The organism is uncultured Campylobacter sp., assembly GCF_937997535.1.
Taxonomy (GTDB): domain Bacteria; phylum Campylobacterota; class Campylobacteria; order Campylobacterales; family Campylobacteraceae; genus Campylobacter_B.
On record NZ_CALKTT010000003.1, the window covers coordinates 38,607 to 61,568 of the forward strand.

Here is a 22,962-nt window from a genome sequence, read left to right on the forward strand (position 1 = left end):
ACGTCAAAATTTTATAGCGTTTCGAGAAATTTTAGCGGGCTTTGCGGAGAAATTTTATATACTATTTTTGCTTTTCATCCACAGAGCTTATTCATCACAAAGCCGCAGAAGCGCCCGGTAGTGCCATCTCTGCGGTATGAAAAATGTCGCTCGCTCTCGAAGGTGCAGCGTGGATCGAATTTAACGTTTCGTACCCCCGCAGCTGCGAGCTCATCGCGCAGCGCGGCGTTCATATCGAAATGCCCCTGCGTTTTGTAGCGCTCAAACTCGCCCAGATCAAGCCCGCCAAGTTCATAGTTTCGCGCCTTGATATTTGCGCCCACGAAAACCCGCAAATTTGCCGCCTCACAGCCGAATTCGCTCCGCATCAAATTTATCGCATTCGTGCAGATCCGCCCTATCACGCCTGCGCGCCCCGCATGCACCGCGGCAACCACGCCGCGCCGCTCGTCCGCGATCAGCACGGGCGAGCAGTCCGCTACCAGCACGCACAGCGCCACGCCGCGCAGATCGGTCACAAGCCCGTCGCAGGGCGAGATTTCATCGCTACCTGCGCGTAAAATTTCAACTTTGTTTGAGTGGATCTGGCGCATAAATTTTAAATTTTGCGGCCCGATACTGAGCGCGGCGGCTAAAATTTCGCGGTTTTGCGCGACGTTTTGCGGATCGTCGCCTACGTGATCCCCTAAATTTAGGCTCGCATACGCTCCGCCGCTTACGCCGCCTTCGCGCGTGCTAAAGCCCGCCAATACGCCGCGTCCGTACAATACAAACTCAAGATTTTCTCTACAAATTTCGATTTTAGCCATCACGCGCCGCTTAATACAGGCTCAAAATTTTATCTACTGCATCCCACGAAAGCCCCTCTTTTTCGCCCTCGGCGCTCTCATCGCGCGCCGTGTCCATACCGCAGACGGGCTGTCCGCCGACAAAGCGTAGCTGCGCCGCGACGTATCGCGCAAGCAGATCGGTTTCAATATTTACGCGGCGCCCAATTTTGTAGCTCCCAAAGAGCGTATCTTTGAGCGTGAGCGGGATGATCGTAAGGCGAATGGCGCAGCTTTGCGCTCCGCTTTTTAAATTTGCATCCAAGGAGTTTGGATCGCGAACGGAATTCGAGCCGCTAGAATTTGGCCCGTGCAAGCTTGCGCCGTTAAAATTTGCACAGCGCGACTCTTTGCGGTCTTTGTGAATAAAATTTCCGCCGCCCGCAAGCACTTCGTTGATCGTTAGGCTCACGCCGTCGATCGCTACCGAGCCCTTCGGCGCTAGCAGCGGCGCTATATGCAGCGGCGCATGGATAAAAAAATCGACGCCGCTTGCAAGCTTTGAAATTTTATAAATTTCGCCTACGGCATCGACATGCCCTTGGATCAAATGCCCGTCTATGCGCTCGCCTAGCCGCATCGCTGGCTCGATATGCACCGAGCCGCGCAGGTTTTGTGCGGCGATGACGCGTGCCGTCTCGCTCGAAAGCTGCACCGCAAATCCGTCCGCAAAAAGCCGCGTCACGCTCAGGCACGCGCCGTTTACCGCGACGCTATCGCCGAGCGCTGGGCGGTATCTCGCGCGCAGGCGCAACGAATCGCCGCTAAAGCTCGCAACCTGCGCGATCTCTCTGATCAGTCCGTTAAACATTATGAGCCTTTGGAATTTTTACGTGATATTAGCGTAGAATTTTAAAATTTAAAGTTAAGCGAAGCTCGGCGAGCGCGAAGCCCGCCGAATGAAGTTTTGAAATTATTTTTTAGAAACGATGAAATCGGCTAGCGCTTCGATCGATTCGTCGTTGAGCGAAGCTGCTTGACCCTTCATAACGCCCATCATGCCGAATTTTCCCTTGCCGTCGCCCAAGGTGCCGTCTTTGTAGCCCTTCAGGCTAGCGATGATATCTTCCTTGCTTAGGGTGTTTAGCGCAGGTACTTTGCCGCCAAGATAAGGCTTCTCGGCGTTGGCTCCGTGACAGGCCACGCATTTTTTATACAATGTAGCGCCGTCTGCGGCAAACGCTGCCGAACTAAACGCCGCCAACGCAGCGCATGCGATTAAAACTTTTCTCATTTTTCATCCTTTACGATTAAGTTGTAGCGCGCATTATAGTTGAAATTCTTAAATTTGCGTTTAAAAATTTGGATTAATTTCTCGCGAGCGTGAACGCAAAAAACATTTTCCGCAAGCCGCGCGCGACGGAATTTAAAGGGCATTGATCAAATTTAAAGCAGGATCGGCAAGCGCAGCTTAAAACATTACGCGAGCTGCAAGACGCCGTGTTTTAAGCAGTAAAATCCGCGGCGGTGAATTTTATTTGATCTGCGAAATTTCGCCGCCTTGCATCTTAAAAATTTTATCTGCAGCGCCGAAGTATTTATCATCGTGCGAGATCGCAAAGATCGTGTATCCGCGCGATTTCAGCTCTGGCAAAATCCGCTCGTAAAACTCCGTGCGAAACTGCGGATCGAGATCGGCCGCAAACTCATCGAGCATCAAAAATTTTCGCCCATCCATCAGCACGCTTACGAGCGCCAAACGCTTGCGCTGCCCGCTAGATAGGCTAGTGATGCTAAATTTAGCCCCCTTTAGCTCAACCTTATCCTGCAAGTGCGTAAGCGCTAGCCACTCGTGCGCGATGTCCGCATCGCCCGTAGCGTAGTCGAAGAGATAAAAATCGCTGAAAACCGCGCTTATGTTGTTGCTGTAGACGCGCAGATCAGAGGATTTAAGGGCCGCGCCATCGGCTAAAATTTCGCCCGCTTGCGGCGTATAAAGGCCCGCTAAAATCATAAAAAGCGTCGATTTTCCGCTGCCGTTTTCGCCGATTAAAAACACCGTCTCGCCTGTATTTAGCTGTAAGTTTACCCCTTTTATGCCAAATTTACCGTCGGGATACGAAAAGCTCACGTCTTTAAGCTCCAGGCTGTGCCACGGCTGCATTTGCGTAAGCTCGAAGCCCTGCACGAACGGGTCTAAATTTAATTCTTTGATCTTTGCGTAGGCGATCTTGGCGCGCAGCACGCTAGGAAGCGAGAATATGAGCATCATCAAAGGCGCGCGCAAAAAAAGCACCGTAAGCGCGATCGTTACGGCGTTTGCGAGCTCCGCTTTGCCGCCGCTGAGCCCGAAATAAAGTACGAATCCTACGGCGCCTAGCATCATCACGTTCATAAAATTACTCGCAAACGCGCCGTAAACCTCGGCTCGCAGCGAGCTTTGGCGTAAATTTTGCGCATTGGGCAAAAAGTCGTTTTCGTATAGGCTTTTTGCTTTGGCTAGGCTTAGCGACAGCTCCTTGTGCCCCTCGATCGCCGCGGCGTAGTTTTTATACAAAACGTCCTCGTTTTGGCGGTACAGATCGTAATTTTGCATGACCTTTTTCATCAAAAAGCGATTAAAAATCATCAGCGCGCCGATCCAGACGAATAAAAACGCAAACATCATAGGCGCGATGTACAGCACGTAGATGCCGCAAAATAGCACTATCATCGCGCCTTGAATGAGCTCGGATATGCGCATAAAACCCTCGGTCAGGCGCGAAATATCGCTAGAAAGGGACGCAAGTAGGTTCGCCTTCGACGCAGCCTCGATGCGCTCGAACTTCGTATCGATGATCTGCTTGATGATCTTGGTGCGCAGATCGAATACGAAGTCGTTTTCCATCTTGCAAAGCATAATGCGGCTTAGCACCGAAAGCAGCAAAAATAGCGCCAAGAGCGCGAAAAATAGCGCGATGATCCTGCCGCCTCTTTCGGCGCCGTCAAGTAGATATTTATTGATAAAGCTTAAAATCAAGATCCCCGAGCCGCTGTAAATCGCGTTTAACGCGAGCATCGCGAGGATTTGTTTGGTATATTTTTTCATCTTTCGCCCCAATGAAATTTGAGCGCAATTGTGGCAAAATTCGCTTGAAAAAACGGTTAAATTTTAAATCCGTTCTCATTTCGCAAATAAAATTTTACCCGGGTTGCGTAAAATTCCACCGCTAATCTGTGCAGGATTGCGCCGTAAACCTACGTTAAATTTTATTACGGGTGTTCTTAAAATTTCGCTGTAAGTCCGTACGGAATTTAGCCAAAAATTTGCCTATAGATTTAATCGCAAGGCTATACGAAATTTCGTTTTGATCACGCGCCACTTATCTAGCATACGAGCTGTCGCTTACATAACGTAATTCCGCGCAAAAACAAAATTTACCGCAAGCGCGTTAAATTTTACCTTCTTGCACCAAACCACAGCTTATTTTAATCCAAAATTTTGTTTGATGTAGATATGTAAAATATCGATTGCGGCGGGCGTTACGCCGCTGATCTCGCTAGCGGCAAACAGCGTCGGCGGCGCAAAGCGGCTTAGCTTCTGCACGATCTCGTTACTAAGCCCTCCGATCTTGCTAAAATCGATCTGCGGCGGGATTGCGACGCCAAGCAGCCCCTTCATCCTCTCGACCTCGGCGCGCTGCATCGCGATGTAGAAATGATACTTGCACTGCGTTAAAATTTCATCCAAAACCTCATCGCTAAAGCCCTCAAAATGCGGCGCCAGAGCAAGCAGGCCCGCCTTTGAAAAGCCGCTTTGAGAAGCGATTTTTTGCAAGTTGCAGCTTTGCGAAATGGGCTCTGCGCCGATGCTTTGCAGCAGGCTAAGCGTCTGTTTCGAAGGGGTAATCTGCGTTTTTAGTAAAAATTCCATTCCGCTTTCCACATCGAGCTTAAGCTTACGCGCCCTCTCGTAGCTCGCCTCGTCTAAAAGACCGATCTCGCGGCCGTATTCGCTTAGGCGCAGCACGGCGTTGCCCTCGCGCAGCAGCAGGCGAAATTCCGCGCGCGAAGTAAACATTCGGTAGGGCTCATTCGTGCCTTTGGTAACCAGATCGTCGATCAAAACGCCGATATACGCCTCATCCCTGCGCAAAACCAAAGGCTGCCGCCCGCGCAAATCAAGCACGGCGTTGATGCCCGCCATCAGCCCCTGCGCCGCGGCCTCCTCGTAGCCAGTGGTGCCGTTGATCTGGCCTGCCAAAAACAGCCCGTGGATCTTTTTGGTCTCGAGGCTGTGTTTAAGCTCGGTAGGATCGATGAAATCGTACTCGATCGCATAGCCTGGGCGGACGATTTTAGCATTTTCAAAGCCTCTGATCGTGCGCAAAAACGCAATCTGCACGTCGTAAGGAAGGCTCGTAGAGAGGCCGTTTACGTAATACTCCGTAGCCTCGCGCGTCTGCGGCTCGACGAAGACGTGATGGCGGTCTCGATTTGGAAATTCATAAATTTTAGTCTCGATGCTCGGGCAGTAGCGCGGGCCGGTGCTTGAAATTTGCCCCGTAAACATCGGCGCGCGGGCGAAATTTTCGCGGATGATCTCATGCGTGCGCTCGTTCGTGTAGGCGATGAAGCAAGCAAGCTGCTTCGGCGCAAAATTTTTGCTGCGAAAGCTGAAAGCGCGCGGATTGGCGTCGCCGTCTTGGCGCTCAAGCACGCTAAAATCGATCGTCTTAGCATCGATCCTCGGGCAGGTACCGGTCTTTAGCCGCCCCATTTGCAGCCCCAGATTTCGCAGCGATTCGGCTAGCTCGACGCTTGCTAGCTCGCCCACGCGCCCCGCTTGCAGCTTGTTCTCGCCCACGTGAATTAGCCCGTTTAAAAAGGTGCCGGCGGTGATTATCAGATCCTCGGTCTCATAAACGTTTCCAATATGGGTCTTAACGCCGCAAATACGCTGCTCGCCACCTCGCTTGCAGGTTAAAATTTCGCTCGCGATCTCCTGGCTTATGTCCAGCCCCTGCGTGTTTAGCAGCAAATTTCGCATATAGATGCGGTATTCATCCATATCGATCTGAGCGCGCGAGCCGCGCACGGCGGGGCCCTTGCTCTCGTTTAGTATTCTAAACTGCAGCCCGCATGCATCCGCCGCAAGCCCCATCTGACCGCCCAGCGCGTCGATCTCCTTTACCAGATGCCCCTTAGCAAGGCCGCCGATTGCGGGGTTACAGCTCGCAGCGCCGATCTGTTCGGCCAAGATCGTAATTAGCAGCGTCTTTGCGCCCATTTTTGCGGCGGCCAAGCTTGCCTCGATGCCCGCGTGCCCGCCGCCCACAACGATAACGTCGTATTTCATTTTTTGCCTTTAAATTTAAAGCCGCAATTTTAGCCAAAATAAAATTTCAAAACGATAAATCGCGCGCAGATGTCGCGGACGAGCCGTCCGTAAAAGCTACGGCACAAAAGCGGCGCGCGAAGGGCATAAAATTCCGCGTAAAATTTTTAGCGCAAAATTCCTGCGCCTAAATTTCACACGCGAGCTTTGCTTTAAATTTAGCGTTGTATAATTACGCATTTTTTTCAAAAAGGATGAATGCTGATAGATAAAGCTTATGTTTGCGCGCTGAAAGATCGCGTGACGGCGGGCTGCGAGATTGCAAAGGAGGAGGCGCTAGATCTGGCGCAATGCGAGGATTTAGGCGCGCTTTTTACGGCGGCGGATGAGATTAGACGTGAGTTTTGCGGCGATAAATTTAATCTCTGCACGATCATAAACGTAAAATCGGGGCGCTGTAGCGAGGACTGCAAATACTGCGCGCAGTCGGCGCATTTTAACACGGGTTGCGAGACTTACGGAATTTTGGGCGAGCGGCAGGTGCTAAGCGCCGCGCTTGCGAACGAAGCCGAGCAGACGCACCGCTTTTCGCTCGTCGCCAGCGGGCGCGGAATTTCTCAAAAAAGCTCCGATTTGAGAGCATACTGCGCGATCTATGAGCGGCTGCGAAGTAAGACGCGGCTGCATCTGTGCGCCTCGCTAGGGATCGCCTCAAAGCCCGCACTGGCGCTGCTTAAAGCAAGCGGCGTGCAGACCTATCATCACAATCTCGAGACTTCGCGAAAATTTTATCCGCAGATCTGCACGACGCACAGCTACGACGATCGCATCCAAACGATACAAAACTGCCGCGCCGTGGGGCTTGACGTATGTAGCGGCGGGATTTTCGGACTGGGCGAAAATATGGAGGATCGCATCGATATGGCGCTGCAGCTGCGAGAGCTGGGCGTTAGCTCCGTGCCGATCAATATCCTGACCCCGATCAAGGGCACTCCGCTGCAAAACGCCGCGCCGCTAGCGCACGATGAAATTTTAAAATCGATCGCGATCTACCGCTTCATCTTGCCGCGTGCGTATCTGCGCTTCGCAGGCGGCAGACGGAATTTAGGCGAGCATGTGCGCACGGCGCTTGGATGCGGCATCAACTCGGCGCTTACGGGTAATTTCCTGACCACCACCGGCGATAGCATCGCAAGCGATAAGGCGCTTGTGGCGCAGTGCGGGTTCGACCTCGCAAAGGGCGCGGATTAGCGGCTGCGGGGAATTAAAGATAAAATTTGAAAGGCGACTGTGAAGTTAAAATTTTTCTCTGCCTTGATTTTAGTCGTGTTGCTTTGCGGTTGCTCGCTGCTCTCGCAGGGCGACGAGGAGGCTTCATTCTTGGTGGACGCGAGCGGATGCGATGTCGCAAGCCCGCTAAGCAAAGAGCAGTCAAACCGCTGCGCGAAGCGGCAAAAAATCGACGCCGAAGTCGCGCGAAAGGCGCAAGAGCAAGCGGTATCGCAAGATACGCTTAATTCATTCAGAGCGGACAGCGCGCAAGCACAGCAAAGAGCGCAGGAGAGGTATATCGCCACGCAGCGAAGCCTAATGCAACAGCAAACACAGCAGCAGCTGGGGCAGATGCAGCAGCTACAAAATATGCGAAATTTACAAAACGAGCAGAACTGGAACAGGCTGCGCAATCTGGAAATATAAGTAGCGGCGGGATTTAGCCGTGAATTTTACAATTTGATCTAAATTTTAATTCGCGCGACTTTAATTCTAGATCAATTAGCCTCGGTAAAAATATGATGAAATTTTAATCAACATACTACAAAATCAAATGGGGTCTTAAATTTCAAGGGCAAGCAGCTGGATGATAGAAAATTTTAATTGATTTTAAGTGATGAAATGGTGACCCACAGGGGATTTGATTATAATATATATATCGCCTAAAATAGGCAATATGTAAATTTTAGTTATACACTTTTTTATACAAAAATTTTAGCAAGTATCTAGCGGGATTTATAAATTTTATGAAAAAACCAATTATACCAAAGATGCACAAAATCAAAAGAAAGGGTAGCTAGTGAAAATTCCTCCAGAGCTCTATTTAAAATTTGCAAAAGATATAGAACCGGAAATCTTTGAGAACAAAACGCCTAAATTTCACCTGGACGTCCTGAAATTTATCGATGGCGAAGATCAATACAAAGCCGTAGTCATATTTCGCGGTAGTGCAAAAACTACACTGCTTAACAAAATTTATGTCGTTAGCAGGCTGTATTTTTATGCAGAGCCTTTCATTATGATAGCTTCCGCAAACGATACGAAAGCAAAGCTATTCGTCGAAGCAATAAAAAATTCAATCGATAAAGCGGCCGCCAGAGGCTACGCGATAGAGCGCGGTAAAGTTTGGAACAAAGACCGCATAGAGGTCGTCGTTAATCGCGGCAAAAAAGACGGGAACGGAAAAGATATCGAGCGGACCTGTCACGTAGTATCGCTCAGCTCCGGGCAAGATCCGCGCGGCGCCAACATCGACAACATGCGCCCAACTCTTATCATCATCGATGATTTGGAGAGCAAAGACGGGCAATTCCCAGTTGGAAACAAGGCGAGTCGCCAAAAGCTTAGAGGTTGGTTTTATGCGGATCTATTGCCCGCCGTGCACCCCGCTCGCGGCAAAGTGGTAGTGTTAGGCACAATTTTGCACGAGGACAGTATCCTAAACAATATCGTGAACAATGAGAATGTAGAAGAAACCAATAAGCAGGGATGGCGATATATAAAAATTCCCATCATAGAAAACGGCGCGAGCGTATGGCCGTCGCGCTTCCCTTTATCGCGTATCAAATTGATTCAAAATCAACTCGTCTCAAAAGGGCTTGCAAATGAATTTTACCAGGAATATATGTGCGCGGCGATCGATCCACAAAGAGCGATTTTCAAACGCGAGTATTTCCGCTATTTTGAGCATGTAGAATACGACATCGGAGCAGAACCGGAAACGCTAAACATTACGGACGGCGTCAATATACGAACGCTGCAAATCAGAAAAGCCACAAATTTAACGCTAGGCGGCGAAAAGGTGGAGCTTGCAAAATGTCAAATTTTTACAACGATCGATCTAGCAAGCGCGAATGGCCGCGACCAAACAGCGATGATAACCTCGGCCGTCGATAATAAAAATCGCATATTCATTATAGACATCAGCGCCGGGCACTGGACGCCGTTTGAAAAAAGCGTCGAGATTATACGAATTTTTCAAATATTCGGCTGCACCAGGATAGGAATCGAAAAAGCTGGAATGCAAAACGATTTTTTCTATACGATTGACATCATACAAAAAATGACCGGAGTGCGCCTACCCATTGATCAACTTAGTCATGGAGGAAAGGCAAAAAATACGCGCATATCAAACTTAGAGCCATATTACCGCACCGGGCAAATTTATCACAACGCAGGCATCGATTCAAACACCGAGCTAGAGGCGCAACTCCTTAGCTTCGATAGCGAAGTCGAGAGCAAAGAGGATGATCTGATGGATGCGCTCGCGTATTTACAACAATATATCGTAGGGCGAGAATTTGACGAGCCGGACTACGAGGACGAGGACTACGAGGGCGCCGAGGCATGGGCGTGAATTCGCGCTGGCAGGACAAAGCAGGCGGACACCGCTCCCGCAGGCGCAAAGCCCTAATGCTTACGCTCGTTTCGCAGATCGTGGGACAAAAAAATGCAGGCTTAAATTTTAAGCAAATAATAAAATGTGCTCGTATCTTTCGCGAGACAAAAAGCCTAAATTTTGAAATTTTTCTCTACACCGTCAGTATTGGGCGGAAAATTCCGAGTGGGGTCATAGCCCCCCGTCAAGAGAATAAGCGGGCGCTATCAAAGCCCCACAGCAGCGCGTCTGCAATAGTTTATGATATAATCACAGGGCGGGCGCATAGGATTTAAGCAAATAATTATCAAGACCGAGCCGAAATTGCGCGCGAAACTTAAAGCGCTTGCGTCTAAATTTTCACAGTTTCCTTAAGCGAAAACGGACAAATTCGCGTCATTTTTGCCGCTTGAAACTTAAACTTAATTTTCACGGCTCTTTCAAATGCCTATTTTAGGGCGTTTTATAAAATTAACTATTGAAAATAATTCTTTTCAAAAATGCGTGTTTTCACGAAATTCGACCCCAGACCCCGCCCCGAACCTTAAGCCGAATTCGCCTCAATTCGTCCAAGCTTCAGCACCAAAAATCCGCGCTCTGTCCCAAAAACGGAGCGGTGCACCCCCGAAAAACCCGTCGTCCGCCCCAGCCCCGTCGGTATTTCCTACTATCTGCTCTGCGAAGCTTCGCGCGCTGGTTCTCGCGCCAAGGTGCATACGTAAGCAGGCGGCGTTGGCGCTTACCCGGCGCGAGCGCACTTGTGGACTTTAGAGGGCTTCGGCTCGATCAAAGCGGCGCGCCAAGCGCCATATGCCGCTCACGAGCACAGCCCGAGACCGCCTCGAAAGCTTTGTGAATCCGCGCAGAGATCGCCTATGCTCGTCACGGTCGCAAAATGGGCAGAAGTCGGCTGTTGCCCATCTGCGGCGATAGCTTCGCGGGAGCGCGTAGGATCGGCGGAACTGGATCGTTGGGATTTTTTGCTATTTGCGGCAGGGGGATCGTTACGAATGTGTGCGGCGATTGGTGCGCCAATTCGCGCCTGGGCGCTGCACGATGAGCCGTATCGGCGCGGCAGACCTAAAGCTCCGCGGCTATTTCATCTTTGATGAGCTCTTTGATCTTGTCAGCGAAGATAATTCTCTATTAAGGTTCACAAAGCTCGCACGCTTGAGTTTTTTTAAAAAAATGGAGTTATAGTATTCATCACTATCTTGCCTGAATTTATAGCTATGTAAAATTAGGGATATTTTTTTCTTTATTAATTATATTAATAAAGTCCGCATAAGACCTATAAGCCCTTTCTATAAGCATATTATATTTTATAACCTCTATATTATAACTTTTAAACACCTCCATGTCGTCTTTTCTGAATTCAATGGTATTAGCACCATTAACACCAGCGTCTTCTGAAATAATAAAGTATACTTTTATATCTCTGGAGTCTATCATTTTTAAGCTGCTATCGCTTTGCATTACAGCATCTTTATATTTTCGTATTTGATCTATCATTACTCCAGTAGTAACATTGGCGTGTCCTGTTGGTGTATTCTTTTTTAGTTCTACTATTATAGGATATGGTTCTTCTGCGACCTTTATTAATAGATCAATATAGTTTTTCTTAAGTTTATTGTTCTTATCAATAGCCTTTAAATATCTATTTTTAGTAATTTCAAAGCTTGTACTGGCATTTAAGTCCTGATTCCAGTGCGGGTTTATAAGCCAAGGATGTTTATGCAAATGGTTATTAAAAAAACTTTCTAATGTATTGTTTTCTTCCATCATTCTTTTTAATTCATTAATAGCAGCGATTCTCTCTTTGACTAGTTCAAAAATATTTATTTCTTCGGAGCGCCCTATTTTAGACATAAGCTTATTTATAAGTTTGACATAATTTTTATCAATCATATCTATTGAGGATAGGCTTTTTTGTATTTCTGAAAATTCTATATTATCCACAGTTCTAACTATAGAAGACACGATATTTTGGATTTCATTCTTCTGTATACCCTCGCTTTGATCTGCAAAAGACTTATTAATAAGCAACGCAAGCATTTTTTCATTCATCTCTCTTTTATCGTCACTTAACCCATCAAGCCATTTTTTATAGCTTTCGTTTTCTCTTATAAAATCTGGTAATTTTAAAACGGCTTCTTTTTGTCTGAAATTCGTCCAAAGTTCAGCAAATTTGTTTCTTATTTTTCCTAGTATCTCTATAAATTCTTCAACATATTCATTTGACTGATCTAGTCCATCCCTGCTTGATGTTATCGGAACCTGCAAAATATCTAACAAAAAATCCGCATGAACTTCACCAACCAAGTATTGATTTGCCATTCTTGCACTACCGCTATTTTTAAAAATATTTTCATCGGCTATTTTCTTGTTTATATATACGACAGTTGAATTGAAATTATAGTCTTTTGTTTGAAGTTGTCCGGGAGTTAGAACACTGCCAAACCAGCCTTTTAGTCCTTTGTTCTTCTCAAAATAGTCTTTTAAATCTTTGCTATTCGTATCATATTTTACTTTTTTGGTTTTATCTATATTTGGGAACATATCGTTGATTTCTTCTTCGTTATATCCAAAATAAACAAGGAATTCTATATTTTTATAGTATTCGTGTGTTAGTAAGTCAACTTCCTCTCCATTTAAAAACACTTGAAATTTATCAATATGCGAAGCTATATAAAATCTTCTGGATAGCTGTATACTTAAATTTTCATACGCATTTCTACTATTTCTTATAAGATCATCAATCTTAACTATAAAACCTGATTTGTATTTTGCGTAATCCCTAAGCTCGCAGGGCAAATCATCAACAAAATTATAATCTACCGAGTGGGTTATTTCATCTTTTATAAAATCATCATATACTAATTCAAAAGTAAGCCATTGTTTTGAGGATAACGTTTTTGTGTATACTTTATATTTTCCACCTAGACTAAATGCAGCGAGTTTTCCTATTCCTTTTTGCCCCATTGGAGCTCTTTCGCTTAGATTATTAAACGATTCTTCTATTTGTTTTTCTATACCTATAATCGCATATTTATGTTCTATCTCATCTAAAGACATCCCTTTTCCATTATCAATAATATATATTTCTCTATTGCTTAGTTTGATATCAACTCTCGTTGCATATGCATCATATGAATTTGCAACTAACTCGGCTAGAGCTGGTGGATTACTGCTATACAAGTTTCTTCCTAAATGGGTAGCTACTCGCCCAGCAATAGAAAATTTAATTTGATTGTTACTAGCCATTTATATATCCTTCTAAATGTTTTAAGATGCTTTTACCTATATGCTCTCCTAGCTTAGGCGGAACGGCATTGCCTATTTGTTTGGCAATTTTGCGCATGCATATTTTTTCATTTTTGTCTATAAATTTATATCCCATTGGAAACGACTGCAATAAGGCTCCTTCTCGTAAAGATATTGCCCTATCTTGCTCTGGATGTCCAAATCTACCTGTACCATAATTAATAAACTGCGTTGTAAGGGTGGGGGCAACATCATCCCAGCTCATTCTACCATATACCGACTTATAACTTTGCCCAGTTGCTTTTTTGTAACAATTAGGTAGAATTGCCTCGTCCCAGTCATGCCATGATCCACCAGGTTTGGATTGTTTGATTCTTTGAATATTTATATCTGTTAGCGTAGGGCTTATATGTAGCCTATCTTTTTTATTATCAACTGCTCCGGCAACTATCTTATCAATTTTATATATCATATCCCTAACGGTTACTTTTTTAAATTTGGACTCTAAGAAATCAATATTCCCGAATTTAGATGCCAGAAGTAAAAGCCTCTTTCTTCTTTGTGCTACGCCATAATCGCTAGCATCATGAATCTTAAAATTTACGCTATAGCCTTGCGCTTTTAAATCGTCTACAAAATCAGCAAAAACCTTTTCTTTTTTAAGCTCTGGAACATTTTCCATTGAAACTATTTGAGGTGAAGTTTCTTTAATAAGTCTTAAAAAATCATACAATAATCCCCAGTCTTTATGTAACGATCGATCTTTTTTATTTTTCTGGTGCGCTGAAAAAGGCTGGCAAGGAGCACAACCGACTAAAATTTTGATATTTGCGTCACCAAATAAATTATTGACTTCTTCGCCACCCACTTCACGAATGCTTCTGTGCAAAAATTTTCCATGATTATTTTGTTCATAGGCAAATTTGCAGCTTTCGTCAAAATCAATTCCAGCTACAACTTCAATGCCGGCCTGGCTGAGCCCATAGGTTAATCCACCTATACCACAAAATAGATCTACTGCAGATATTTTCATTTTTACCCACCGGTTTAAATGTTTAATTATAACTTGAAATAGCTTTTAAAATAATTATTTAAACATAATGTATCTAAAATCATCCAGACAACACGCCTTACGAATTTGCTCCTCCATGCCATTTAGGGAGCAATCTTTAGATTGCGCTTTATAGCGCCCAAGGAGGAGAGAGGACCCCTTGAGCGCGGTGATTATATGTCGGTACGTCCTAAATTTTATAAACTCGCCGCGGCGGGCTACTATTGCGAAAACTTCCCGATCTGCGGGCGGGAGATTAGCGCGGGATCGAATTTCTTAGGCGCGAATTTGCGCTGCTTTTTCTCGTCGCGTAGCCGCTTGAGGCTCTGCACATCAAACTCGAAGCCCTCCGCGTCCGCCACCTCTTTGAAAATTTCAAGCTTCCGATCGATCTGCTTCTGCTTTTCGGCTTTCTCCGAAGCGCTCATCTTTTCAAGTTTTTCATTGTGCTTGACCGCCTTTTCGACCTTGTCGGCGTCTTTGCTATCGGGCACCTTGACGTATTCGAGCTCCATCTTTTGCTTGCGTAGCTTGCCGAGTTCAGCGTTGAGCTCCTTTTGCTGATTGAAGCGGCGCGCGCCCACGCCTCGCTTCAGGATGCCCGCGTATCCCAGCTCGTCCTTGTTGTAGTCTTTCGGCGCGAAATCTTTATCCCCCGTGATGTCTGAAAGAGCCTGCTCGCCGAGCTGCTGCCCGTATCTGCCGATCGTAAGCGTAGGTAGATAGTTTTTCGCAGCTTCTTTGACGCTCTTGGCGACTTTCACGGCCTTTGGATCGTCCTCGGATGTGATGTTGTAGCCCAGCGTCGATTTGCCGCTTGCGATATTGACTAGACCGCCCACGAAGCCCCAGCCGCCCTCGAAAACATCGTCGAAACGGAAGCCGGGCGCGGCTCGTCCCGCGTTGAAATAGGTATCGCTATCCCCTATCCTCGCCCACGTTTTGAGTCCGAAAACGTTCGGGAATTTTGAGCTTTGCGCCCATTTTGGCTTGGTTAGGTTTTCTTTTTCAGTATCTGCGATAATCGAGCTTAGCGATAGCCCCGCGGCGTCCGCGGCGATAAAAGAGGCTTGCATCATCGCGAAACGATGCGGGTTTTTGAGGATCGCCTTGATCACCATCGGCGTCGATTTGACGGAGTAGTGCAAAAACGGCATCAATCCCCACTTGTCGCTCTTACGCAAGAAACCGTTGAAATGGGTGCTATAATCGACGTAGTGATACTGCGCGTCACTCATCGCCGCAGCAAGCTCCTTTTCGCTGAATTTGCTTAGATCGCCCGCGGCGTATCCTCGCTTTGCGGCGATTGCGTCGAGATTTTTTTTAAATCGCGCAATCTTGAAAATTTCATCCTCCCACGCATAAGCCTTTCTAGCCGCCCTACCAAGCGCCGAGCCCTCGCTCATGTAGATATTTTTGCCTGCGGTGCTTAGAAAGTCCATAGCCTTGCCGAGCACGCCGAAAGCCTCGCTATCATTTTTAGGCTTTAGCCCCTTGATCGCACCCTCCAGATCGTCCATAGCGCTATCTAGTCCCAAGCGGCGCGCGAGCTTCCAATACTCCTGCCGCTGCTGCCGACCCAAAAGCGCCCAGCTCGCAAGAGCCTTTTCGTCGCCGTGCAAAAACGCCAGCACGGCATTGCTCGCGACGTTGTAAACGTGCGTGAACGGGTTTTTGACCGTCACGTTCACCTTGATATGATCGATCAGAGGCTGCCAGTATTTCTCAAGCGCGCCGAGCTGTCCGCCCAGAGCCTGCGTGCTTTTCAAAGCTTCCGCCACCTCTTTTGGGACGTATTTGCCTCCCAGAGCGCCGAATTTCTTTATGCCGCCTCCGACCGTTTCGTCGCTGATCCGCACGTATTGTCCCTGCCTTGCGCCGGCGGGGATTTCGTCGAGCCCGAAGCGGTTTGCGATACCCTCAAGCGCGCGGGCTTTGAGAAGCTGCGTGCGCTGCTTTGCGAGGGTGTTTGCGACTACGAAGCTGATGTCTGTGCGAAGCCCAAGAGCTCTTTTTTGCGCCTCGCTCAGGTCTTTACGAGCGTAAAATTTGCCTAGCGTCCTGCTTATTTTGCCGCGCTCGTTTTGCATATACTCGTCGTAGTAGTGTCCGATGTAGTCGGTGAGCTTGTTCTCCTGCTTGAGGGCGCCCGCTTTGATGAGCTCGTTTGCGTTGTTATCGATCGTATCGCGTAGTTTTTGATAGGTCGCTTGCAGCTCCTGCGGGAGATCGGCTTTAGCTATCTTTCCATCCAGAGCGTTAAATAGCTGTTCGCTCTGCGCAGTATTAAATTTATCGAGATATTTCGCCGCAGTGCGAGCCTGTGCGTTGATCGCCGCGCTCTCGCGAAAAAAACTCTCGATCGCGCCGTCTATCTGCCGCTTTGCCGCGTTTCGCAGATCAAGGACGCTCATCCCCCTTTTCACCAAAGCGGGGGTATTTTCGCCCTCAAAGATGCGATCTACCGCGTTTTCATACTTGTTGATCCCTTTTCGCCAAAGGGTATCGACAAACTGCGCCCACTTGCCGTCCGCGCCGCCGTATGATCCCAAAAGCGCGTCCGTTTTGCCTAGCAGATCGTTCATCGTAGGCATATCGGGGTTAAAAGGATCTGCCTGCCGCGCTGCGCGGTCGTATTCGGCTTGTAATTTCTCCTGCTTTGCTTTGCTTTCTTGGGCGATTTTGGCTTTGAAAGCCCTCTTGTCGGCTCTTTTTAAAATTTCCTCCGCCTTGATGGGATCGGGCTCGTTCAGAAATTTAGCTTTGGTCTCAAAGCTATAATTTTTCAGCGCCTCATCGCCGCCGAAGAGGCGATCGAACATCGTTTCATTTGCGCGAATGCTCTCGTCGATATGAGCCTTAGAATACGCGTTGATGCGCGCTCTGCCGCTTTGATCCATATCGATGAATATCATCTGCTCGTCGCCATTTTTGCCGCGCTTTTTGAATGTGAAGCCGTCGCGGCTGATGTGAGTTAGCTTGGCGCCTGCGATGTCTTTTTTGAGCCGCGCGAGTTGGCTCTCGCTTAGATTCGTCTGCACCCCTTGCGAGAGCGCGTCGAAATTGCCCGTCCTTACGGCATCCAGCACCTCGCCCGCGGTGTCGTGATCTTTGTAGCTGTCTTTGTAAATTTGCTCTACGCTCTGCTCCACCTCCTGCTCGATGTTTGGGCGGCGCTTTTTGATCTCGCCTCCTATATTTTCAATCTCGCTTGCTCTAAATTTAAGCGGCTCCTCGTTTGCGTTCACGCCGCCGTCTCGCAAAACGATCGTATCGTCCGGGCTAACGTCAAAGGTGCTTAGCGGGTCTTTGCTCGCTCTTGCGGCATCGTCCAAGCCTAGTCGCGTCTGCACGTTTCTAGCCTCCGCTTCGCCGTGCAGCTTCGCGTAGTTCGCATCGCCGCGAGTGCCGCCCGTTGCAAAGCCCTCTTTGCTCTGCACCCAGTGTTGGATCTCGTGCATCAGCGTGGATCTGTCGTTTAAATTTTTAAGGGCGATCGTGCCACTTTGCGGGTCGAAATACCCCGCCTCGCCGCTTTGATAGATATTCGGACTTGCGCTGAAATCACCGCTATTTTTGACGTGCTTGATCTGATTGCTGTCAAAGACGATAAGATACGGCTTCGCATCCACTCCGTCGATGTCTTGCATAACTATGCCGTCATACCCTTTCGACTTCAAAAATTTTTTAAAGCCGTCGCTTTGTTTGTCGGGGTAGAGCTCGGTATTTATCCCTTTGGCTTCGGCTTCGTCCAGAAGCTTTTGCGCTTTTGCGCTATATGGAAAAGATAGATCGATAGGGTTGTTTGATTTTAGATAGACTTTATAGATTTTGCCGTGTTCTCTAAATTCATTCGCAATCTCTTTTTCCTGCGAAAACCAAAACCCATATCCGCTCTTATCAAACTCGCCTTTAAACTCCGTGATGTCCTTTGCGGAGCTGCCGTGATAAAACACTTTCGGGCTTCCGTCCGCGTTCTTGGTGATAGGCGCGCTGTGCTCGTGCCAATTTTGCAAATTTGCGTCATATCTGACCTTTGGGTTTTCAAATTCCATAGGCTTTTTAAGATTTCTGTCAGAGTAAAAGGTTATAATATCCTCAAGGTCCGCAGGTCGAGGTAATTCGGCCGTGTAAGGCGTCCCTGCGGACTTGTTACTTGCTACGAGCCTAAATCTCACCCCCTTGTCGTCTTGCCATTCATAAACTCTAGCATTGCGTTTATTTATAAAGGGCTCTTTATACTTTGCTAAATATTTACGCATGCTCTCGCCTAAATCTAAAAGCTCTTTTTGGCTTACATATCCTTCGCTGCCCTCATTGTTAAGGTGTCTTATTTTTATATGCTTTGCCCCCTCGCTTCTATCGCCCCTCGCATATCTTAAAGCTCCCTCTATTTGATCTAGGTCTTGCCTTACGTAGGTTGCTATTTTATTATTGTAGGTCACGTTGTAGATGCCGCGCTTTTCTTTTTGCCCCGCATCTTTTGCAAGCATCGCACCAGACGGAGCGTCGCTTTGCATCTTTACAACCTTTACGTCCTTTAACTCGGGATAAGCCTTAAATAGCTCATCGTGCTTTAGCAGATCGCCTAGCTTGCCGCCGCTTTGAAATTTAGGATTTAGCTTGGCGTCGCCGTCGCCGATCTCAAATTTCCAAGCGCCGTCTTTGTCCCGAAACCAGCCCGTATCTCGCCAAATTTCTAGCTCATTTTTTCCCTCTTTCGCCATAGCCTGCGCTTTGCTCAGCTTATCCGCTTTCACGGGGGCGTATTTTAGCTCGGCGTAGGCTTTCTCTCCTGCAAAAATTTGAGGCTCGAAATCAAGCCCAGTCTTTTTTGCGACCTTTGTTTTTGCAAACTCGGCGGCGTTAAATAGCGTCGTTTTGGCGCGAGATCTAATCTCGTCGCTTAGAGCCTGCGCGAAAAGATCGGGACGATCGTTTGCGAGCGTTGGATAGGTCTTTGCCTGCTTTGCGGCGTAGGCTTTCATACTTGCGCGAAAGCCTTTGCGGATCACCGCGACGCCGCCGAGCCCTGCGATGAAGCCCGCCGCAAATCTCTCGGGGCTAAATTTGCCCTCCTCGTCGGTAGCGCCCAGCGCGCCGCCGCTAAGCCCTCCCGCAAGATGAGCCGGCAGATCGGCGCGCACGAAGCCGCTTTGCATATTGCTATTTTTCGGACTTTTCGCTATACTATCAGAAGCGATGTCTGGCCCTTGATTTTTCGTCGCTTGTGGGGCGCTTAGGCCAGAGAGCGTGTCCCCACCCCAAATTATATCCCCGTTTTTTATTATATTTTTTAAATCCGTATTCCTAAGAGGCGTCGCGGTTATGCCTATAAACTCCCCCTTGTCGTTTTCTATGACGCTTAAAAATTTCAACGTCTTGTCTTTCTCATCGATAAAGGTTTTGAAAAATCTGTATCTATCACCCTCTTTTGTTATAAAAATAGGATTTTGAAGCGTCGGCTTGATTAGATTGATATATTCTAATCTGCGCTCGCCGTCCGCCTTCTCCGCCAAATGATTAAGCATCTTATCTACCGAAATTTTAGCCTCGAATATCGGCGTTTTAATAGGCGTTTTAAAATCGTTCACAATCGATAAGAGATCGGCTTTCGGATCAATCCGTAAAGCCAAGTCTTTATTTCGCGTCAAATTACGCACAGCCAGATCGAGGTTTAGCGCTGCGCCGCCTTGATCTGCCGCATCTTGTGCTGAAACCACTCGCTGTTTTGAAGCTGCGGCATCAGCTGCGCTATCGCCTGAAGCGGCCCCGTATCGTCCCACGAGCTCATCGCCCGCGGCATTTTTTGCATCCTCGCCGCCGAGTATAGCAGCAGATCCGCGCTGCGATGATACCTGCGCATCGCCTCCCGATCCCCGCTCCGCTCGGCTTGGAGTATCGCCGAGATCAGAAACGCCCTTTGATACTCGCTCATCTTTTCCGCCAGCGCCTGCGCCGTTTGTGTGGACTCCGCGATACGCCGCGTCTGCGTTTGCTTTGCCATTTTGCACTCTCCTTATCTTGCCGTCTTTGATGATCCAATCTTTCATTTGATTGTTTACGATGTCGTCGTATTCGGCTTTTGCGACTTTGGCGTCGATATAATTTTTTAGAAATTTTATATCTCCGTCGTCGTATGCCTGCATCGCCGCAGCCTGCACGTCGGGAGCGAAACCTTTGCTCGCCAAGCGCGCGCCGTATTGCTCGGTAGTGTAGGGGTGCGCTTTGATGTCATTTTCCACCCGCCAAATGAAATTTTGCCCGGCATACATAGGATCGACGTCCGCGCCGTCGTTGTAGGCGCGGGTATATCGAAGCTCCGCCTCGCTGGGCTTTATGCGCGAGTTTAGAAGTTCTCTCTGCGCCCGAGCTGAAAGGGTAGGATTTTCCTTTGCTATCTTTTCCGCCTCTCTTTGCATGGCGGCAAAGCGCTCTATGCCGTCCGCTCTCATCTGGGCTAGCTCGCTCGCACGATCGGCGACGTGTCTTTGATACTCTTTCGCCCACTCAAGGCGGTTTGCGCGCTCATAAAGCTCGTCCACTTTTTTAAACGCGCTCTCGCTCAAATGCGCCGAGCGGCTCGCGCCGCGCTCAAGCTCGCCCAAAATTTCATCGGCGGCGTCATCTGCGACGTTTTGGGTTTTGAGATACTGCCTTACCTGTTCGCGAGGCTCAAAATTTGATTGCGCCCCGCTCGCGACTTCGGCATTCTGTGCGCCCTGCGCCGCAGGGGACGGGGACGATTTGATCTCCTGCGCTCCGTCCGCGGCTTTGATCTCTTGCGCACCCTGCGGGGCGGAAGCTGTATTTGTCTGCGCCGCAGCATCGTCCACCGCACGAGCCGCGCTCTGCTCGCCCCCTGCCGCATCGCTCGCATTCGTTTTCGCGAGCTCGCCCGCTTTTGATTCTTGGGCGCCTTGCGCTGCATCGCTTGCCTTGAGCTCTTGCGAAGCGGAACCCGCGCCCTCTTTTTGCGCTCCTCCAAGCCCGTCCAGAGCATCATCGAGCACCGCTGCATCATCTGCCGCTTTTGCGGCACCCTCCGCGCCGTCTGCGGCTTTTTGCCCTGCGTCTGCGGCTTTTGACGTGCCGCGCAGATCCTCCGCGAGGTTTGAGACATTATTTACTTTACCGCGCGAAAGGGCGCTAAAAAGCGCATTGGCTCCGCCCATCACCAGACCGCTTAAAAGATCGTCTCCGAGCCGCTGCCCGGTGGAAATTTTATCGTCCCCCGCGTTTCTTAGCTCGTTCATTCCTACGCCTAGAGCAAAGCCCGTGCCCGCACTTTTTGCGATATTCGCCACCTTGGCGCCCTTAGTGAAAATCCCCGCTGGCGCGACGTTTAAAGGATCGATCAGCGCTTCGCCGAGCATTCCCCACTCTTTGTTATTTTCGGCGATTATCCTATCAAGCTCCTTTACGTTATCGTCGAAGAATTTGCGGTTTTCTCCGAAAAACTGCTTCGCACCCTCGGCTCCCGCCTTGTCCGACACCCATTCGCCCGCGGTATTTACGGCGCGGCCAAATTGATTTGGGAGCTTGCCGGCTCCCGCGAAAAACGCAAAGTCCTTATCAAGGCTGTCGGCGGCAAGTCCGTTTTGCTTTATATCCGCCGCTTTGCCCGTGATTTTAGGGCCTATGGTTAGGGGATTGATCCTGTTTATCAGACGTCCCACGCGACTTGCGATGTCGATCTTATCAGGGTTGAGCTCTCTCCATCTCTGATCCGCCTCATCTACCGCTTTTTCATCGCCGCTGGCATCAAAAACGTTTCTAAGAAACCTATCCGATGCGCTTGCCGTAGCCTCGTCATTGAGCTTTTTGGCATTATCCGCGTCGAGCTTTTGAGCGATCGCCATCTTTGCGATGTCCTCTCGCACGCCGCTATCCGCAAGCTCTTTCTTTTTCGCCTCGTATTGTTCCTTTGCAAGAGCTTTGATATACTCGGGGCTGTAGCCCTTGCTTTCAAGCTCGGCGATCCGCTCGTTGCCCAAAAAATCTCTTGCAGTCATCAGTTCGCTCCGTCGTCCATATCGCTATCAAGCGAGGAGTTAAATTTGGCGTTAGGATTTTTCTTTTTCCATTCAATCGCCTTATCTACCCTAGCACTGGCATCGCTAAAGCTCATCCCTCCGCCTACCAGCGTTTTGATATTGGAGAGACGATTATCGGGATTGCCCAGCTGCTCCATTTGGCGAGTCTCAATCTCGTTTCTTGTCTTGATCAAATCTTTACCCAGAGGAGATATATAAAAACCTCCGTTTGGATTTTGGGTCACTACGCCCTCGTCCCACATGGTTTGCGCGATAGCACTATCGACTGGGATAGTGGGTTTGAAATAATTTTGCTCCATATCGTTCAGCGAGTTAAAATTCTTTTTCACGAAAAATTTTATCTCATCGTCTGACATACCTTTTGTGGCGTTTGGAAACTTCTTCCTCATCGCTGCTATCCCTATCGCGTCTTGTTCCCTCTCGGCTTTCGCTTTCTCGGCGTCCTCTATACGCTTTCGCCCTTGCTCGGTGAGTTCGGCATTAAGCTTGGCGACGCCCAAATTATAATCCCTATTGTCTTTAAAGATTGTGTGATCAAGCTTCTGTTTTTCAAGCCCGTAGCTTCTATCGCCTTTGAGTATGTCGTAGTTGAGCTCCTTTTCTTTCAGCCCGTAGTTTTTGGTATCCATGTTTTTGAGCCAATCGAATTTATCCGCCTCCATCTTTTCCGCTCGCGCCTGACGCGCGAGATCCGCGTCGAGCTTCTCTCTGGCGTGTCCAAGCTCGCCGAGCTTGGTTAGGCTATCGCCGATCGCGGCGACCCCCTGCCCTAGAGCCGCACCGCGATTTATACTCGGCTCTCGCAGATATCTGATGTCAAAATATGCCATTTTTTGCTCTCCTTATGCCTTGCGGGC

Annotated in this window: 12 protein-coding genes; 3 read left to right on the top strand and 9 right to left on the bottom strand. The window is 48.4% G+C overall.

Annotated elements, in window-relative coordinates; translation table 11 throughout:
• Positions 1–74 precede the first annotated feature (74 nt).
• The 5 genes from pgeF to mnmG form a co-directional block, all read right to left on the bottom strand.
• Complete coding sequence (gene pgeF, locus Q0117_RS00380; RefSeq protein ID WP_297920998.1) at positions 75–809, bottom strand: peptidoglycan editing factor PgeF; 735 nt, start codon at positions 807–809, stop codon at positions 75–77.
• A 10-nt stretch (positions 810–819) separates the two neighbouring features.
• Positions 820–1,638 (bottom strand): riboflavin synthase, encoded by an 819-nt coding sequence (locus Q0117_RS00385; RefSeq protein WP_297921001.1) that lies wholly within the window; start codon positions 1,636–1,638, stop codon positions 820–822.
• A 102-nt stretch (positions 1,639–1,740) separates the two neighbouring features.
• Positions 1,741–2,061, bottom strand: coding sequence for a c-type cytochrome (locus tag Q0117_RS00390; RefSeq protein WP_297921004.1), 321 nt, complete (start codon positions 2,059–2,061; stop codon positions 1,741–1,743).
• 240 nt (positions 2,062–2,301) lie between these two features.
• Entirely contained in the window at positions 2,302–3,855 is a 1,554-nt protein-coding gene (locus Q0117_RS00395; RefSeq protein WP_297921007.1) for a cyclic peptide export ABC transporter, read from the bottom strand.
• Between the two features lie 375 nt (positions 3,856–4,230).
• On the bottom strand, positions 4,231–6,105 hold the full coding sequence (gene mnmG, locus Q0117_RS00400; RefSeq protein WP_297921012.1) for a tRNA uridine-5-carboxymethylaminomethyl(34) synthesis enzyme MnmG: 1,875 nt from the start codon (positions 6,103–6,105) through the stop codon (positions 4,231–4,233).
• A 237-nt stretch (positions 6,106–6,342) separates the two neighbouring features.
• Between mnmG and bioB the strand changes: the two genes are divergently transcribed.
• From bioB to Q0117_RS00415, 3 genes are all read left to right on the top strand, one after another.
• A complete protein-coding gene (bioB, locus tag Q0117_RS00405) occupies positions 6,343–7,335 on the top strand; it encodes a biotin synthase BioB (RefSeq protein WP_297921015.1) in 993 nt (330 codons plus the stop codon).
• 39 nt (positions 7,336–7,374) lie between these two features.
• Positions 7,375–7,782 carry a hypothetical protein gene (locus Q0117_RS00410; RefSeq protein ID WP_297921017.1) on the top strand — a complete coding sequence of 136 codons (408 nt, stop codon included), beginning with the start codon at positions 7,375–7,377 and terminating at the stop codon, positions 7,780–7,782.
• Between the two features lie 373 nt (positions 7,783–8,155).
• Positions 8,156–9,712: a hypothetical protein gene (locus tag Q0117_RS00415; RefSeq protein WP_297921020.1), complete on the top strand. Its 1,557-nt coding sequence runs from the start codon at positions 8,156–8,158 to the stop codon at positions 9,710–9,712.
• A gap of 1,251 nt (positions 9,713–10,963) precedes the next feature.
• Here Q0117_RS00415 and Q0117_RS00420 read toward each other — a convergent pair.
• The 4 genes from Q0117_RS00420 to Q0117_RS00435 all read right to left on the bottom strand — a co-directional run bounded on the left by Q0117_RS00420 (position 10,964) and on the right by Q0117_RS00435 (position 22,935).
• Complete coding sequence (locus Q0117_RS00420; protein ID WP_297921023.1) at positions 10,964–12,997, bottom strand: ATP-binding protein; 2,034 nt, start codon at positions 12,995–12,997, stop codon at positions 10,964–10,966.
• Positions 12,990–14,030 (bottom strand): DNA cytosine methyltransferase, encoded by a 1,041-nt coding sequence (locus Q0117_RS00425; RefSeq protein WP_297921027.1) that lies wholly within the window; start codon positions 14,028–14,030, stop codon positions 12,990–12,992. Before Q0117_RS00425 ends, Q0117_RS00420 begins: the two co-directional genes overlap by 8 nt.
• Positions 14,031–14,269: 239 nt before the next feature.
• Positions 14,270–22,063: an LPD23 domain-containing protein gene (locus tag Q0117_RS00430; RefSeq protein ID WP_297921030.1), complete on the bottom strand. Its 7,794-nt coding sequence runs from the start codon at positions 22,061–22,063 to the stop codon at positions 14,270–14,272.
• Positions 22,063–22,935, bottom strand: a complete 873-nt coding sequence (locus Q0117_RS00435) for a hypothetical protein (protein ID WP_297921033.1) — start codon at positions 22,933–22,935, stop codon at positions 22,063–22,065. Before Q0117_RS00435 ends, Q0117_RS00430 begins: the two co-directional genes overlap by 1 nt.
• Positions 22,936–22,962: the final 27 nt, after the last annotated feature.